At 68.1% G+C, this 12,969-nt stretch carries 15 protein-coding genes; 6 read left to right on the top strand and 9 right to left on the bottom strand.

Annotation, left to right across the window (positions count from 1 at the left end; translation table 11 throughout):
• Window positions 1-26 precede the first annotated feature (26 nt).
• Window positions 27-944: an ion transporter gene (locus tag O5M90_RS11825; protein ID WP_269841204.1), complete on the top strand. Its 918-nt coding sequence runs from the start codon at window positions 27-29 to the stop codon at window positions 942-944.
• Here O5M90_RS11825 and O5M90_RS11820 read toward each other — a convergent pair.
• Window positions 934-1,851, bottom strand: a complete 918-nt coding sequence (locus tag O5M90_RS11820) for a DUF808 domain-containing protein (protein WP_269841203.1) — start codon at window positions 1,849-1,851, stop codon at window positions 934-936. The two genes, O5M90_RS11825 and O5M90_RS11820, sit on opposite strands and share 11 nt — an antisense overlap.
• A 125-nt stretch (window positions 1,852-1,976) precedes the next feature.
• On the opposite strand from O5M90_RS11820, the gene O5M90_RS11815 reads away from it, so the two are divergent.
• Both O5M90_RS11815 and O5M90_RS11810 read left to right on the top strand, forming a co-directional pair.
• Entirely contained in the window at window positions 1,977-2,846 is an 870-nt protein-coding gene (locus O5M90_RS11815; RefSeq protein WP_269841202.1) for a transposase, read from the top strand.
• A gap of 16 nt (window positions 2,847-2,862) precedes the next feature.
• Window positions 2,863-3,735 (top strand): amidohydrolase family protein, encoded by an 873-nt coding sequence (locus tag O5M90_RS11810; RefSeq protein WP_269841358.1) that lies wholly within the window; start codon window positions 2,863-2,865, stop codon window positions 3,733-3,735.
• Here O5M90_RS11810 and O5M90_RS11805 read toward each other — a convergent pair.
• A complete protein-coding gene (locus O5M90_RS11805) occupies window positions 3,732-4,619 on the bottom strand; it encodes a LysR substrate-binding domain-containing protein (RefSeq protein WP_269841201.1) in 888 nt (295 codons plus the stop codon). The genes O5M90_RS11810 and O5M90_RS11805 overlap by 4 nt on opposite strands.
• Window positions 4,620-4,731: 112 nt before the next feature.
• On the opposite strand from O5M90_RS11805, the gene O5M90_RS11800 reads away from it, so the two are divergent.
• Together O5M90_RS11800 and O5M90_RS11795 are read left to right on the top strand one after the other, a co-directional pair.
• On the top strand, window positions 4,732-5,700 hold the full coding sequence (locus O5M90_RS11800; protein WP_269841200.1) for a tripartite tricarboxylate transporter substrate binding protein BugE: 969 nt from the start codon (window positions 4,732-4,734) through the stop codon (window positions 5,698-5,700).
• A 5-nt stretch (window positions 5,701-5,705) separates the two neighbouring features.
• Entirely contained in the window at window positions 5,706-6,578 is an 873-nt protein-coding gene (locus tag O5M90_RS11795) for an N-formylglutamate amidohydrolase (RefSeq protein WP_269841199.1), read from the top strand.
• Window positions 6,579-6,683: 105 nt separating this feature from the next.
• Here the strand turns inward: O5M90_RS11795 and O5M90_RS11790 are convergent, their stop codons facing one another.
• Window positions 6,684-7,214 (bottom strand): SRPBCC family protein, encoded by a 531-nt coding sequence (locus O5M90_RS11790; protein WP_269841198.1) that lies wholly within the window; start codon window positions 7,212-7,214, stop codon window positions 6,684-6,686.
• A gap of 88 nt (window positions 7,215-7,302) precedes the next feature.
• Here O5M90_RS11790 and O5M90_RS11785 point away from each other — a divergent pair, with 88 nt between their 5' ends.
• Window positions 7,303-8,151: a phytanoyl-CoA dioxygenase family protein gene (locus O5M90_RS11785; RefSeq protein ID WP_440402036.1), complete on the top strand. Its 849-nt coding sequence runs from the start codon at window positions 7,303-7,305 to the stop codon at window positions 8,149-8,151.
• Window positions 8,152-8,158: 7 nt separating this feature from the next.
• Here O5M90_RS11785 and O5M90_RS11780 read toward each other — a convergent pair whose 3' ends face one another.
• The 6 genes from O5M90_RS11780 to O5M90_RS11755 all read right to left on the bottom strand — a co-directional run bounded on the left by O5M90_RS11780 (window position 8,159) and on the right by O5M90_RS11755 (window position 12,963).
• The gene (locus tag O5M90_RS11780) at window positions 8,159-8,599 is read right to left on the bottom strand and encodes a hypothetical protein (RefSeq protein WP_269841195.1); all 441 of its coding nucleotides are present in this window, start codon (window positions 8,597-8,599) and stop codon (window positions 8,159-8,161) included.
• 129 nt (window positions 8,600-8,728) lie between these two features.
• Complete coding sequence (gene glmU / locus O5M90_RS11775) at window positions 8,729-10,111, bottom strand: bifunctional UDP-N-acetylglucosamine diphosphorylase/glucosamine-1-phosphate N-acetyltransferase GlmU (protein ID WP_269841194.1); 1,383 nt, start codon at window positions 10,109-10,111, stop codon at window positions 8,729-8,731.
• A 51-nt stretch (window positions 10,112-10,162) separates the two neighbouring features.
• On the bottom strand, window positions 10,163-10,765 hold the full coding sequence (locus tag O5M90_RS11770) for a DUF4136 domain-containing protein (protein ID WP_269841193.1): 603 nt from the start codon (window positions 10,763-10,765) through the stop codon (window positions 10,163-10,165).
• Window positions 10,766-10,828: 63 nt separating this feature from the next.
• The gene (ttcA, locus tag O5M90_RS11765; protein ID WP_269841192.1) at window positions 10,829-11,773 is read right to left on the bottom strand and encodes a tRNA 2-thiocytidine(32) synthetase TtcA; all 945 of its coding nucleotides are present in this window, start codon (window positions 11,771-11,773) and stop codon (window positions 10,829-10,831) included.
• A 10-nt stretch (window positions 11,774-11,783) separates the two neighbouring features.
• Window positions 11,784-12,179 carry a dihydroneopterin aldolase gene (locus tag O5M90_RS11760; protein ID WP_137943669.1) on the bottom strand — a complete coding sequence of 132 codons (396 nt, stop codon included), beginning with the start codon at window positions 12,177-12,179 and terminating at the stop codon, window positions 11,784-11,786.
• A 1-nt stretch (window position 12,180) separates the two neighbouring features.
• Window positions 12,181-12,963 (bottom strand): SDR family oxidoreductase, encoded by a 783-nt coding sequence (locus O5M90_RS11755; RefSeq protein ID WP_262970183.1) that lies wholly within the window; start codon window positions 12,961-12,963, stop codon window positions 12,181-12,183.
• Between the last annotated feature and the right edge of the window lie 6 nt (window positions 12,964-12,969).

The raw sequence follows: 12,969 nt of genomic DNA, 5'->3' as shown, positions 1-12,969 counted from the left end.
GCGCTTGCCGCTACATTCCAACAGCTATGCGAACCGATAACAACAGCCTGCGACCCCCGCTTCAGCAAATACAGGCGGACCGCCTGGGCCGGCCGCTGTCCGGCTGGCGCCTGAAGGTCTACACCGTCATCTTCGAGGCCGACACGCGCGCCGGCCGGGCCTTCGACATGGTGCTGATCGCGCTGGTGCTGGCCAGCATCGCGGTGGTGATGCTGGAGAGCGTCGCCCCGATCAAGGCGCGCTGGGGCGGGTTGTTCCGTGTGCTGGAGTTCGTCTTCACCGCGCTGTTCACGATCGAGTATCTGCTGCGCCTGGCCTGCGTGCGCCATCCCTGGCGCTATGCGCGCAGCTTCTACGGCATCGTCGATCTGCTGGCCGTGCTGCCCACCTATCTGGCGCTGTTTGCGCCGGAGCTGTACTTCCTGGTCGATGTGCGGGTGCTGCGCCTGCTGCGGGTGTTCCGCATCTTCAAGCTGGGCGCCTATGTGGCCGAGTACGCGATGCTGGCCCATGCGCTGCGCGCCAGTGCGCGCAAGATCCTGGTGTTCCTGTCGGTGGTGTTGATGGTGGTGCTGATTCTGGGCACGGTGATGTATGTGGTCGAGGGCCCGGGCAACGGCTTCACCAGCATTCCGACCAGCCTCTACTGGGCCATCTCCACCATCACGACGGTGGGCTTCGGCGACATCACGCCCAAGACCGATCTGGGCCGCGCGATCGCCTCGCTGATGATGCTGTTGGGCTGGGGCGTGCTGGCCGTGCCGACCGGCATCGTCACCGCCGAAATGACGGCCCAGCGCCACGGCCGGCCGACGACGACGCGCAGCTGCCATGACTGCCTCAGCGAGGGCCATCTGCCCGAGGCGCGCTTTTGCCGCGACTGCGGCGCCGAGCTGCCGCCCTACCAGCGCGATGTGCCGGGCGGCAGCGAACTCAAGACTTGACCCCGCGCCAGACCTTCTGAACGCCGCTGACCAGGCCCAGCGAGATCAGGCCGGCCACGATGCCGACCACGGCGTCGGCCAGCAGACCCAGCAGGCCCTGGACGAAACCATTGCCGCTGATGCCCTGCACCGCATGATGGATCAGCTCATGGGCGCCCGGGATGCCATGGGTCAGGATGCCGCCGCCGACCAGGAACATCGCCGCCGTGCCGGCCACCGACAAGGCCTTCATCAGCCAGGGCGCGGCCGCCAGGATCAGCGCGCCCAGGCGCTGCTGCAAGGTACCGGCCTGACGGCTCAGATAGAGCCCGGCGTCATCGAGCTTGACGATGCCGGCCACCAGGCCGTAGACGCCCACCGTCATCAGCACGGCGATGGTGCTGAGTACCAGCACCCGGGTCGTGAAGTCGCTGGCCGCGACCGTGCCCAGCGTGATCGCGATGATCTCGGCCGACAGGATGAAGTCGGTGCGCACTGCCCCCTTGATCTTGTCGCGCTCCAGCGCAACCAGATCGATCGCCGGGTTCTTGACCGCCTCGCTGAGCGCCTGCTCGTGAGCGGCATCCTCGGCGCTGTGCAGGAATTTATGGGCCAGTTTCTCGACCCCCTCGAAGCACAGAAAGGCGCCGCCCAGCATCAAGAGCGGCGTCACGGCCCAGGGTGCCCAGGCGCTGATGGCCAGCGCCGCCGGCACCAGGATCAGCTTGTTGATGAAGCTGCCCTTGGCGACGGCCCAGACCACCGGCAACTCGCGCTCGGCGGCAACACCTGTCACCTGCTGGGCATTCAGCGCCAGATCGTCGCCCAGCACGCCGCTGGTCTTCTTGGCAGCGAGCTTGCTGAGCACGGCCACATCGTCGAGCACCGTGGTGATGTCATCGAGCAGGGCAAGCAGACTGGAGGCCATAAGTGGGTTCGGTCGTGGTGGTCAGGCCGAGTTTGTACCTCAAACAACGGACGCGCCGGCCGGCGGCGGGCCTGGCCGGCGGGGTCAGGCCTTGCCTTTTGGGGTTCGATGGCCTAAGTTGCTTCATGGCCAGACCCCCACGCATCGAATTCGCCGGCGCCGTCTACCTGCTGAGCTCGCATGGCGAGCAGGGCGCGGCGATCTTTCGCGACGACGCCGACCGCAGCACCTTGCTGGCGGTGATGGCCCAGGCGGCCCAGCGCTTCGACGCCCAGGTGCTGGCCTACAGCTTCGCGGGCGATGCCTACCAGCTGCTGATCTACACCCGCCAGGCCAATCTCTCTCGCCTGATGCGTCATCTCAACGGCGTCTACACGCAGAGCTTCAACCGCCGCCACGGCGGCACCGGCCCCTTGTTCCAGGGCCGCTTCAAGGCAGTGCTGGTGGACCGGGAGCGGCTACTGCTCGATGCCTGCCGCTATGTCGATCTGAGCGCCGAGCGCCAGGGGCTGGTGCGGCGCGGGGCCGACTGGCCCTGGCACAGCCTGGGCGCGCACCTGGGCCAGCAGCCGGCGCCGGACTGGCTCGATGTGCAAGGCCTGTTCAGCCATGTGCTGGGCCGCGAGGCCCGGGTTGCGGCCGACCGCAAGCGGGCCGCCGAGCGCTACGCCAAGCTGCTGGCCGCCGAGCCCGGGCTGGACATCTGGGTCCATCTGCGCCACCAGATCTTTCTGGGCGACGAGGCCTTTGCCCAGCGCATGCTGGCCCAGGCCGGCGCTGGTGCCGGCCGGGTAGCCAGGTCGGCGCGCAGGGCTGCGGCGCCCAAGGCCTTTGCCCAGTGGCGGCGTGACAGCGCCTCGCGCGAGCAGGCCCTGTACCGCGCCCATACCGAGGGTGGTCTGTCGATGACGGTGCTGGCCGGAGAACTGGGCCTGTCGGTCTCGCGCATCAGCCGGCTGATCGCCGGCCACGAGCGCAGCCTCAGTGCATCGTGAGCCTGTCTTGAGCGCGATGCGCTACTGCGCCTGGGTGCTGACCCTGCTGGCTCTGCTGGCCTTTGGGGCCTGCGCCGCGCAGGCCGCGCCTTACGAGGGCCCGCTGTTCGACGCCCATCTGCACTACAACGACGAGGCCCAGGGGCCGCATCCGCTGCCCGATGTGCTGGGCCGGATGCAGCGCAGCGGCGTGCGCGCCATCGTCGCGAACAGCCGGCCCAACGCCGGCACGCTGAGCCTGGCCGGGGCTGGCGAGGCGACGCGCGCGGCCGGCCTGCGGGTCGTGCCCTTTGTGCGCCTGTACCGCAACCGCGCCGACTACAGCGGCTGGTTCGCCGACCCGACGATCTACCAGATGGTGCTGGACGAGCTCAAGCGCGGCACACCGTCCGGCCCCTATCGCGGCCTGGGCGAGTTCCATCTCTACGACAGCGCCAATGCCGATGGCCCGGTGGCGCGCCAGCTGATGCAGCTGGCGGCCGAGCGGGGGCTGGTGGTGCTGGCCCATGTCGACGATGTGGCGATTGACAAGCTGATGGCCCACGCACCGAAGGCGCGGCTGATCTGGGCCCATACCGGCATCGGCGGCGTGCCGATCACGCGGGTCCGCGAACTGCTGAAGCGTTACCCGAGCCTGCTGGGCGAGCTGTCCTACCGCCCCGGCCTGACCGAGAACGGCCGCCTCAGCGCGGACTGGCAGGCCCTGCTGAGCGAGCAACCCGAGCGTTTCCTGATCGGCTCGGACACCTGGGTCAACCAGCGCTGGCAGTATTACGAGGCGCTGATGAGCGAGGCCCGCCAATGGCTGGGCGAGCTGCCGAGCGAGGCCGCGCGCAAGATCGCCTGGGGCAACGGTGCGACCTTGTTTGGCCTCGATAGCCTCGATTAGCCCGCTTGCGCCAGCAGCCATTGGCGCAGGCTGCGCAGCGCCCGCTGCGTCTGGCTGGCGCGGCGGGTGCACAGCATATAGCCGCGGCTGATCTGCACCGGCTGATCAAAGGGGATGACGATGCGGCCGGCGGCCAGCTCGTCGGCGATCAGGCAGCGCTGCACGACGGCCACGCCCAGGCCGGAGACGACGGCCTGCACCAGCATCGCCACCTGCTCGAAATCGGCGCTGGGCTTGAGCTGCGCGTCGTGCACGCCGACCGCCTCCAGCCATTGCCGCCAGTTGTCCGGATAGTTGCTGTGATAGAGCAGGGGGCGGCTCAGCAGATCGGCCGGCTCGCGCAGCGCCTGGCGGCCGCGCAGCTCCTGCGGGCGGCAGATCGGCACGATGTCGCGGCCGACGATGTAGTCGGCCGTGATGCCGGCCGGCCACAGGTCCTCGCCGGGGCGCAGCCAGGCGTCGACCTCGGGGTCGCCGAAGTCCTCGTCGCGCCGGTAGGGCGCCAGGCTCAAGGCGATTTGCGGATGCAGGGCCTGCCAGTCGGGCAGGCGCGGGATCAGCCATTTGGTCGCCAGCGTGGGGGCCACCGAGATGCGCAGCCGCGTCGGCCCCTCGGCCGTGCGCTGCGCCACCGCCGCCGACTCCAGCGTCTGCAGTGCCGGCTCGATCAGCTCCAGATAGCTGCGGCCCACCGGCGTCAGCTCATTGCCGCGCGGCTGACGCAGCAGCAGGCTTTGGCCCAGATGCTCTTCAAGTCGGGCGACGGCGCGGCTGACCGCCCCCTGGGTCACGCACAGTAGCTCGGCCGCCTTCGAGAAACTGCCCAGCCGGGCGGTCGCGGCAAAGGCATGCAGCTCATGCAAAGAGGGGGATCGGATGCGCATGGGCCGATTTTGCTATGAGTGCGGCGCATGACTGCTTGAGAACTTGTCGACTCATGCGCCGAGCGCAGGTCACAGAATCGCGCCATCCTGTTCAACACCTGAGCCCCTCGCCATGCGCCTTCACCGCCGTCCTCTGCTGACCGCCGCCTTGCTGCTTGCCTTGCCGCTATCGGCCCTGGCCGAGTATCCGGACAAGCCGGTCAAGCTGATCGTGCCCTTCGCGGCGGGTGGCTCCACCGATATGGTGGCGCGCCTGCTGGCCGAGAAGATGGGGCCTTTCCTGGGCAAGACCGTGGTGGTCGAGAACCGCGGCGGCGGCGGCGGCACCCTGGGCACCGATGCGGTGGCCAAGGCCGCGCCGGACGGCTACACCATCGGCATGGCGACACAAAGCACCCATGGCGCCAACCCGGCCGTCTACACCAAGCTGCCCTATGACGCGGTGAAGGACTTCGCGCCGATCAGCAATGTGCTGGCCGTGCCCAGCGTCTTCGTCGTCCACCCCAGCGTGCCGGCCAAGACCATGAAGGAATTCATTGCGCTGGCCAAGGCCGCGCCGGGCAAGTACAGCTTCGCCTCGCCGGGCAATGGCTCGCTGGGCCATGTGAACATTGAGCAGTTCATGGACCTGGCCGGCATCGAGCTGCTGCACATCCCCTACAAGGGCGCGGGCCAGGCCTCGACCGATGCGCTGGCCGGCGTCGTCAATGCGATGACCGACAACCTGCCCTCGACCCTGCCCCATATCAAGGCCGGCAGGCTGCGCGCGCTGGCCGTGCTGGCGCCGCAGCGGGCGGCGGTGCTGCCCGAGGTGCCGACCTACAAGGAGCTGGGCTTTGCCGAGATGGCCGAGGGCGGCTGGTTCGGCCTGGTGGCACCGGCCGGCACGCCGCCGGCGGTGCTGAAGAAGCTGCACGAGGCGGCCCACAAGGCGATGCAGACGCCGGAGTTCAAGGAGAAGGCCGCGTCCATCTCCGGCATCGCGATGGCCAACAGCCCCGAGCAGTTCGCCCTGCAGATCCGCGCCGCGCTGGACAAATATCAGCGTATCGTCACCAAGGCCAAGATCCGCCTGGACTGACCACGATGCGCTTCACGCCCGACACCGCGTTCCGCCTGCAGCTGCCCGGGGGGCAAGACCTGCCCCCTGAGATTCCCTTGATCTGCGACTCGCCGCACAGCGGCATCGAGTACCCGGACGACTTCGGCAGCTGCCTGCCGCCGCTGACATTGCGGCGCGGCGAGGACACCCATGTGGACGCGCTCTGGCAGGCCGCGCCGGCCCAGGGCGCGACGCTGCTGGCGGCGCGCTTCCCGCGCAGCTATATCGACCCGAACCGTGAACTGGCCGACCTCGATCCGGCGCTGCTGGCCGAGCCCTGGCCCGAACCGCTGGCGCCCGGCGAGAAGACCCGGCTGGGCTATGGCCTGATCTGGCGCCAGGTGGCCAAGGACCAGCCGATCTACGCGCGCAAGCTTTCGGTGGCCGAGGTGCAGGCCCGCATCGGCAACTGCTGGAAGCCCTATCACGCGGCGCTCGATGCGGCGGTCGAGCGTGCCCATGCCCGCTTCGGCGCGGTCTGGCATCTGAACCTGCACTCGATGCCCAACAATGCCTTCGAGCGCCTGGGCCTGACGCGCAGCGATGCGCTGGCCGATTTCGTGTTGGGCGACCGCGACGGCACGACCTGCGAGCCGGCCCTGCTGGACGTGATTGAGGCCAGCCTGCGCGGCCACGGCTATAGCGTCGCGCGCAACGATCCCTACAAGGGCGTGGCCCTGATCGGCCGCATCGGCCGGCCGGCCGAGCGCCGCCACAGCCTGCAGATCGAGATCCGCCGCCCGCTCTATATGGACGAGCTCAGTCGCGAGCGCAATGCCGGCTTCGAGCCGCTGCGGCAATGCCTGACGGCGACGCTGGCGGCGGTGGCTGCCCATGTGCGAAGCCAGCTGCGCTGAACTGTCCCCGCCCGCTGTGGACAAGTTCGTGGGCAAGCTGCCCACAGTGGCGCCAAGTGATTGATTCCTAAGGGGTTTGCTTGGCCTGCTGCAATATGAGGCAGGTCAGGGTTGCTCGGCCAGCGCCTTCAGATTGGCCAGGCCGGCCTCGAAGTCGGGGCCGACCATGCGGTCGCCGAACAGGGCCAGCCAGCGGAACAGCGGGTTGCTGCCCATATCGCCGTTCATCACCCAGCTGATCTTCGTGCCCGAGCCGCTGGGCTCCAGGCGCAGCTCGCCCTGCGAGGTGGTGCCGAAATCGGGGAAGAACAGCTCGTAGCCCAGGCGCTGGCCGGGCTCGGCGGTGGTGAAGGTCATGCGGCCGTCGCCCTCGCTCTTGCTCTTCCAGGCCCAGACGGCGCCGCTGCCTGATTCGGGGCCGCTGTACTCGATCTGCATCGCCGGGTCACGCTGGTTCCAGACCGACCATTGCTTCCAGTGGCGCGGGTTGGCCAACAGCGCATAGACCTTGTCCGGTGCGGCCTGGATCTGCGCCGTGCGCGTCACGGTGAACTTGGACGACAGCAGCAGGCCACCCAGCAGCAGCACCGCGACCAGTCCGAGAATCAGCACAGCGAGTGTCTTCAGCAGTTTCATGGCGATCTCCAGGCCGCTCAGCTTGCCGCCGTGCCCGGCCCCTCGCAATGGGGGCAGGCCCTAAACTGCAGGCCACCAGGAGTGATGCATGCTGAGCCAAGAACAGAAATCCAGCTTTGACGAACAGGGCTTCCTGATACTGCCCCATTTCAAGAACGCCGCCCAGATCGCCGCGCTGCGCGCGCGCGCCGAGGCCCTGGTCGAGGCCTTCGACCCCGGCGAGCAGCGTGCCATCTTCACGACCCAGGAGCAGGAGCGCAACGTCGACGACTACTTCCTCGACTCCGACGACAAGATGCGCTGCTTCTTCGAGGAGGAGGCCTTCGACGCCCAGGGCCGGCTGCGCCAGGCCAAGGCCTTGTCGATCAACAAGATCGGCCATGCGATGCATGACCTGGACCCGGTGTTCCGCGAGTTCTCCAGCGGGCCCGAGCTGGCGGCCGTGGCCCGCGATGTGGGCCTGAGCCGGCCGCAGGTCTGGCAGTCCATGTATATCTTCAAGCAGCCGGGCATAGGCGGCGAGGTGCGCTGGCACCAGGACGCCAGCTTCTTCGACAGCGATCCCATCACCGTGACGACTTTCTGGTTCGCGCTGGAGGATGCGACGCGCGACAACGGCTGCCTGTGGGCCGAGCCGGGGGGCCATCGCGGGCCTCGTGGCGTGTTGCGCGAGCGCTTTGTGCGCGAGGGCCGGCGAGCCTGGATGGAGACGCTGGACGAAACGCCCTGGCCCTCGGTCGATGCGCTGGCCGAGCCGCTGGAGGTCGAGGCCGGCGCGCTGGTGATCTTTCATGGCCTGCTGCCGCACTACAGCGCGCCGAACCGCTCGGCGCACTCACGCCATGCCTACACCTTGCATGTGACCGATGCGGCCAGCGCCTATTCGCCACGCAACTGGCTGCAGCGCGGGCCGCAGCTGCCGGTGCGGGGCTTTTGAGGACGCTTCAGTGAAGCAGTGAGGCGGGGCGATCCGGATCGGAGCGCTCGCGCCAGGCTTCCTGGGTCTGCTCGCGGGCGGCCTGCAGCTGCTGGCACAGCTCGAACACGCCCAGGCCATCGGCCTCGCCGGCCACCGCTTCCGGCGTCGCGACGGTGGCCAGCGCCGGCAGATCTGCCAGCGCGCCCAGCAGCTCGAACAGCAGTTCCAGGCCCGGCTCGCCACCGGGCTCCAGCTGGCGCGCCGCGCCGAGGCTGCGGCACAGATACCAGCAGGCGCTGGCGGCGTCGTCGCAGCGGGCATGCTCCAGCGCCAGCTGCTCAAGCGCCGCGCTGCGCTCGGCTGCCTCCTCATCGACCTCGGCCCGGCACTCATCCAGGCCTTGCCAGGCGGAGTCGTGCTCAGGCTGCACGGAGGTGCCGGCTCGCTGCTTGATAAGGATCGCCATGACTGCAGGCCTCGAAGAAGAAACTGCTGACAATGCTAGGCATCGGGCTGTCCCGCAGCTGTCCCTTGTTCATGGTTGTTGAGGGTTATTGGCGGCCATGGCCCCGGATTCTCGTGCATTTGTCACGGCTCAGCGCTTTTTGCTCGGGCGGGTCCAGCCGGCGATGCCGGCCTGTTTACCGCGTGCCACAGCCAGCTCGCCGGCCGCCACCGGCTTGGTGATCGTGGAGCCGCCGCCTATCGTCGCGCCAGCGCCGATCTCGACCGGGGCCACCAGCACGCAGTTGCTGCCCACATGCACATCGGCGCCGATCACGGTGCGGTGCTTGTTGGCGCCGTCGTAATTGGCGGTGATGGAGCCGGCGCCATAGTTGACCCGCTCACCCACCGTGGCGTCGCCCAGATAGGCCAGGTGATTGGCCTTGGCGCCCTTGGCCAGGGTCGAATTCTTGACCTCGACAAAGTTGCCGATATGGACCTCGGCGCCCAGCTCGGCGCCGGGCCGCAGCCGCGCGAACGGGCCGATCAGCGCGCCTTCGCCGACCGTGACGCCCTGGGCCTCGCCATCGATATGGGTGAACTCATGGATGCGCGCGCCGGCCGCGATGCGGGCATTGCGGATCACGCAGTTGGCGCCGATGCGCACACCGTCGCCCAGCACGACCTGACCCTCGAAGACGCAGTTGACGTCGATCTCGACATCCTGGCCGCAGCTCAGCGAGCCGCGCAGATCGAAACGCGCCGGGTCGGCCAGGCGCACGCCGGCCTCCAGCAGCGCGCCGGCCTGCAGATGCTGGAAGCGGCGCTCCAGATCGGCCAGCTGCAAGGGGCTGTTGACGCCCAGCACTTCGGTCTCGCTGCCGGTCTTGACGCTGACCACCGGCACGCCCTCGGCCACGGCCATCGCGACGATGTCGGTCAGGTAGTACTCGCCCTGGACATTGTCGTTTTTCAAGGCCGCGACCCAGCGCTTCAGCGCCACCGTCGGTGCGGCCATCATGCCGGTGTAGCACTCGCGGATCTGGCGTTGCTCGGGCGTGGCGTCCTTGTGCTCGACGATGGCTTTGACGAGTTGACCCTCGCGCACGATGCGGCCGTAGCCCGTCGGGTCGCTGTATTCGATGGTCAGCAGCACCAGCTTCTCGCCGCCGCAGGCCTCGACCAGCTGGCGCGTCGTCGCGGCGCTGATCAGCGGCGTGTCGCCGTTGAGTATCAGGGTGCTGCCGCTGTCGGGCAGATGCGGCACGACCTGCTGGATCGCATGGCCGGTGCCGAGCTGGGGCATCTGGCGCACAAAGGCGATACCAGATCCGGCGGGGCCGGCCACCGCCGCCTCGACCTCCTCGGCGCCATGGCCGGTGATCACCAGGCGCTGGGCGGCGCCCAGCTCGGCCGTCGTGTCCAGCACATGCCGCAGCAGCGAGCGACCCGCCAGCTTGTGCAGGACCTTGGGCAGGGTGGACTTCATGCGGGTGCCCTTGCCCGCGGCCATGATGACCAGGTTCAACGTCATAGCGATCAGCGCGTCTTCCGTTTCAGAAGCCGCGATTATCGACGACGCTTGTTACCGGATTCTTTGCACCGCGATTGCGTGGGGCTCGGGGCGGGTGTTCGGGAAGTCGCTCAGCGCGGCCTCGAACATCGCGCTGATCAGCTCGGCATCGCCCTGGGTCAGGCCGTCATTGCTGGCGCGGGCCTCGTACAGCGGCTCGCTGCTGCCGCGGTCGCGCAGCAGCAGGGCCACCTCGCGGTCATAGCGGCGGTCCACCGGATAGTGCAGCGGGTAGTAATAGGAGCGACCCATGCGACCATAGCGCCAGGCATTGATATTGCCGTGCCAGCGCCACCACAGCGGGTCGTCCCAGGGCGCGCGCTCCTGCGCGCTGACGCGCACGCCCAGTGCCACCAGCACATCGGCGCTCTTGGCATCGGCGGCGGGCTTGAAGCCGGCCTTCTCCAGCGCCACGCGGGCGGCATCCTCAAGCTCGGTCTGGCGCGAGCCTTCCTGCTGCTGCGAGGGCAGGCGCTCGAAGGCATAGCTGCCGGGCGCTCGGCCGGCCGGCCAGGTGCCGAAGCTGCTGACCTCGGAGCGTATCGTGTAGGGGCCGCTGCAGGCGCTCAGAGCCGCCAACGCAACAGCGCTCAACAAGAGGTGACGTCTTTGCATGATGATTCTTGCCTCCTTGGTAAGCGCCTATTCTGAACCGCTCTTGTTAGCCGCGTGTAAAGCTCAGTCTTCGTCGCGGTGAAGCTTGATCACCGAGGCCGGCGTGGCCGGGCTGCCGCAGGCCTCGTCCTCGTCGAAGGCGATATCGCCGTCGGGCTCCGGCGTGCCGCTGGCCTTGATGGTTTCGAAGGGGAAGAGTTTGCGGTCCATCATGTGCGAGGGCACGATATTGCTCATCGCGGTGAACATGTTCTCGACCCGGCCCGGGAAGCGGCGGTCCCAGTCATTGAGCATGGCCTTGACCTGCACGCGCTGCAAGTTCTCCTGGCTGCCGCAGAGATTGCAGGGAATGATGGGGAACTCACGGTGCTCGGCCCAGCGCACCAGGTCCGGCTCGCGCACATAGGCCAGCGGACGGATCACGACATTCCTGCCGTCATCGCTGACCAGCTTGGGCGGCATGCCCTTCATGCGGCTGCCGAAGAACATATTCAGGAACAGGGTCGTGACGATGTCGTCGCGGTGGTGGCCCAGCGCGATCTTGGTCGCGCCGATTTCCTCGGCGACGCGGTAGAGGATGCCGCGTCGCAGCCGCGAGCACAGGCTGCAGGTGGTCTTGCCTTCGGGGATCAGGCGCTTGACGATGGAGTAGGTGTCCTGCTCCTCGATATGGAAGTCGACGCCGCGGCTCTTCAGATAGGCGGGCAGGATCTCTTCCGGGAAGCCCGGCTGCTTCTGGTCGAGGTTGACCGCGACGATGTCGAACTTGATCGGCGCGCGCTGTTTGAGGTTGATCAGGATGTCCAGCAGCGAATAGCTGTCCTTGCCACCGGACACGCAGACCATGACCTTGTCGCCGTCTTCGATCATATTGAAGTCGGTGATGGCCTGGCCGACCTGGCGGTGCAGGCGCTTGGAGAGCTTGTTGATCTCCAGCGCCGCTTTCTTGTCGACCGCCGTGGTGTCGGTGGCCAGCGCCTCGGCGGGGGCGAACAGGGTGTCGCTCATGGCTTGTTCCTTACGATTGCTTGAGGCCGAAGACCTCGACGCCGACCGCATCGCAGTCGGGGTAGACATCGGGCTTCTCGGTGGAGACGCGGGCCGCCTTGACGCGCGGATGCGCCAGCATCAGGGCCAGGATGTCGTCGCACAGCGTTTCCTGCAGATGGATATGGCCGCGGCCGACGCGCTCCGCGATGGTGCGGCGCATGAAGTCATAGTCGACCACCTCGTGCAGCTCGTCGGCGGTCGGTGTCGACTGGGCCAGCGGGATGTAGAGGTCGACATTGATCAGCACGCGCTGCTCGCCCTTCTTCTCGAAGTCGTGCACGCCGATATTGATCCAGACCTCGTAGTCGCGCAGGAACAGGCGGCGGCAGTCGAGCAGGGCCGGGTGGGCAAGAGGGCTGTGCATATCAAAGGCCTTGTTCGGTCTTGGGGGTCAGGAACATCACGTCGCGGGCCTGGGCCGCCAGATGCTGGCCGCCATCGACCAGCAAGGTGGTGCCGGTGATGGCCGGCGATTCCAGCAGAAAGCGCACGCTGCGCGCGATGTCGGTGGGGGTGGAGGAGTAGTGCAGCGGCGTCAGCCGGTGGGCGGCGCTGAACTCGGCCTCGTTCATCGGCCCCGAGGCCAGCGTCACGCCGGGCGCGATGCCGCAGACCCGCAGCCGCGGCGCCAGCGCCTGGGCCAGCAAGGTGTTGCAGGCCTCCAGCGCGGCCTTGGACAGGGTGTAGGACAGATAGTCCGGATTCGGATTCCAGAGCTTCTGGTCCAGCACATTGACGACGCAGGCCTGGCTTTGCTGGGCGGCGGCCTGGCGATGCAGCGCGCGTGCCAGCACGATGGCCGGCGCGGTATTGGCGCGCCAGTGCGCGTCCATGCGGGCATAGCCGAAGCTCTCGACGTCGTCATACTCGAACAGCGAGGCGTTGTTGACGACGGCATCGAGCCGGCCGAAGTGGGCGACGACGGCCGGCAGCAAGGCCTCGCATTCATGCTCGACGGCCAGGTCGGCGGCAAAGGCCTGAGCCCGAACGCCGCGTCCGCGCAGCTCGCCCACCAGGGCCATGGCCTCCTCGGCCGAGCTGCGGTAGTGCACGGCCACGCCATAGCCGGCGCCGGCCAGTTCCAGGGCCATCGCGCGCCCGAGACGGCGGGCGCCGCCGGTGATCAGGACGACAGGGGAGGTGCTCATAGAGAC

It is taken from the genome of Paucibacter sp. M5-1, assembly GCF_027498415.2.
Lineage (GTDB): Bacteria > Pseudomonadota > Gammaproteobacteria > Burkholderiales > Burkholderiaceae_C > Roseateles_E.
The sequence above is the reverse complement of the archived record's forward strand: the minus strand, read 5'-3'. Positions and strand labels throughout refer to the sequence as shown.

Coding starts and splice junctions, on each gene's coding strand:
- O5M90_RS11825 (WP_269841204.1), top strand. CDS start 27: ATGCGAACCGATAACAACAGCCTGCGACCCCCGCTTCAGCAAATACAG.
- O5M90_RS11820 (WP_269841203.1), bottom strand. CDS start 1,851: ATGGCCTCCAGTCTGCTTGCCCTGCTCGATGACATCACCACGGTGCTC.
- O5M90_RS11815 (WP_269841202.1), top strand. CDS start 1,977: ATGGCCAGACCCCCACGCATCGAATTCGCCGGCGCCGTCTACCTGCTG.
- O5M90_RS11810 (WP_269841358.1), top strand. CDS start 2,863: ATGCGCTACTGCGCCTGGGTGCTGACCCTGCTGGCTCTGCTGGCCTTT.
- O5M90_RS11805 (WP_269841201.1), bottom strand. CDS start 4,619: ATGCGCATCCGATCCCCCTCTTTGCATGAGCTGCATGCCTTTGCCGCG.
- O5M90_RS11800 (WP_269841200.1), top strand. CDS start 4,732: ATGCGCCTTCACCGCCGTCCTCTGCTGACCGCCGCCTTGCTGCTTGCC.
- O5M90_RS11795 (WP_269841199.1), top strand. CDS start 5,706: ATGCGCTTCACGCCCGACACCGCGTTCCGCCTGCAGCTGCCCGGGGGG.
- O5M90_RS11790 (WP_269841198.1), bottom strand. CDS start 7,214: ATGAAACTGCTGAAGACACTCGCTGTGCTGATTCTCGGACTGGTCGCG.
- O5M90_RS11785 (WP_440402036.1), top strand. CDS start 7,303: ATGCTGAGCCAAGAACAGAAATCCAGCTTTGACGAACAGGGCTTCCTG.
- O5M90_RS11780 (WP_269841195.1), bottom strand. CDS start 8,599: ATGGCGATCCTTATCAAGCAGCGAGCCGGCACCTCCGTGCAGCCTGAG.
- glmU (WP_269841194.1), bottom strand. CDS start 10,111: ATGACGTTGAACCTGGTCATCATGGCCGCGGGCAAGGGCACCCGCATG.
- O5M90_RS11770 (WP_269841193.1), bottom strand. CDS start 10,765: ATGCAAAGACGTCACCTCTTGTTGAGCGCTGTTGCGTTGGCGGCTCTG.
- ttcA (WP_269841192.1), bottom strand. CDS start 11,773: ATGAGCGACACCCTGTTCGCCCCCGCCGAGGCGCTGGCCACCGACACC.
- O5M90_RS11760 (WP_137943669.1), bottom strand. CDS start 12,179: ATGCACAGCCCTCTTGCCCACCCGGCCCTGCTCGACTGCCGCCGCCTG.
- O5M90_RS11755 (WP_262970183.1), bottom strand. CDS start 12,963: ATGAGCACCTCCCCTGTCGTCCTGATCACCGGCGGCGCCCGCCGTCTC.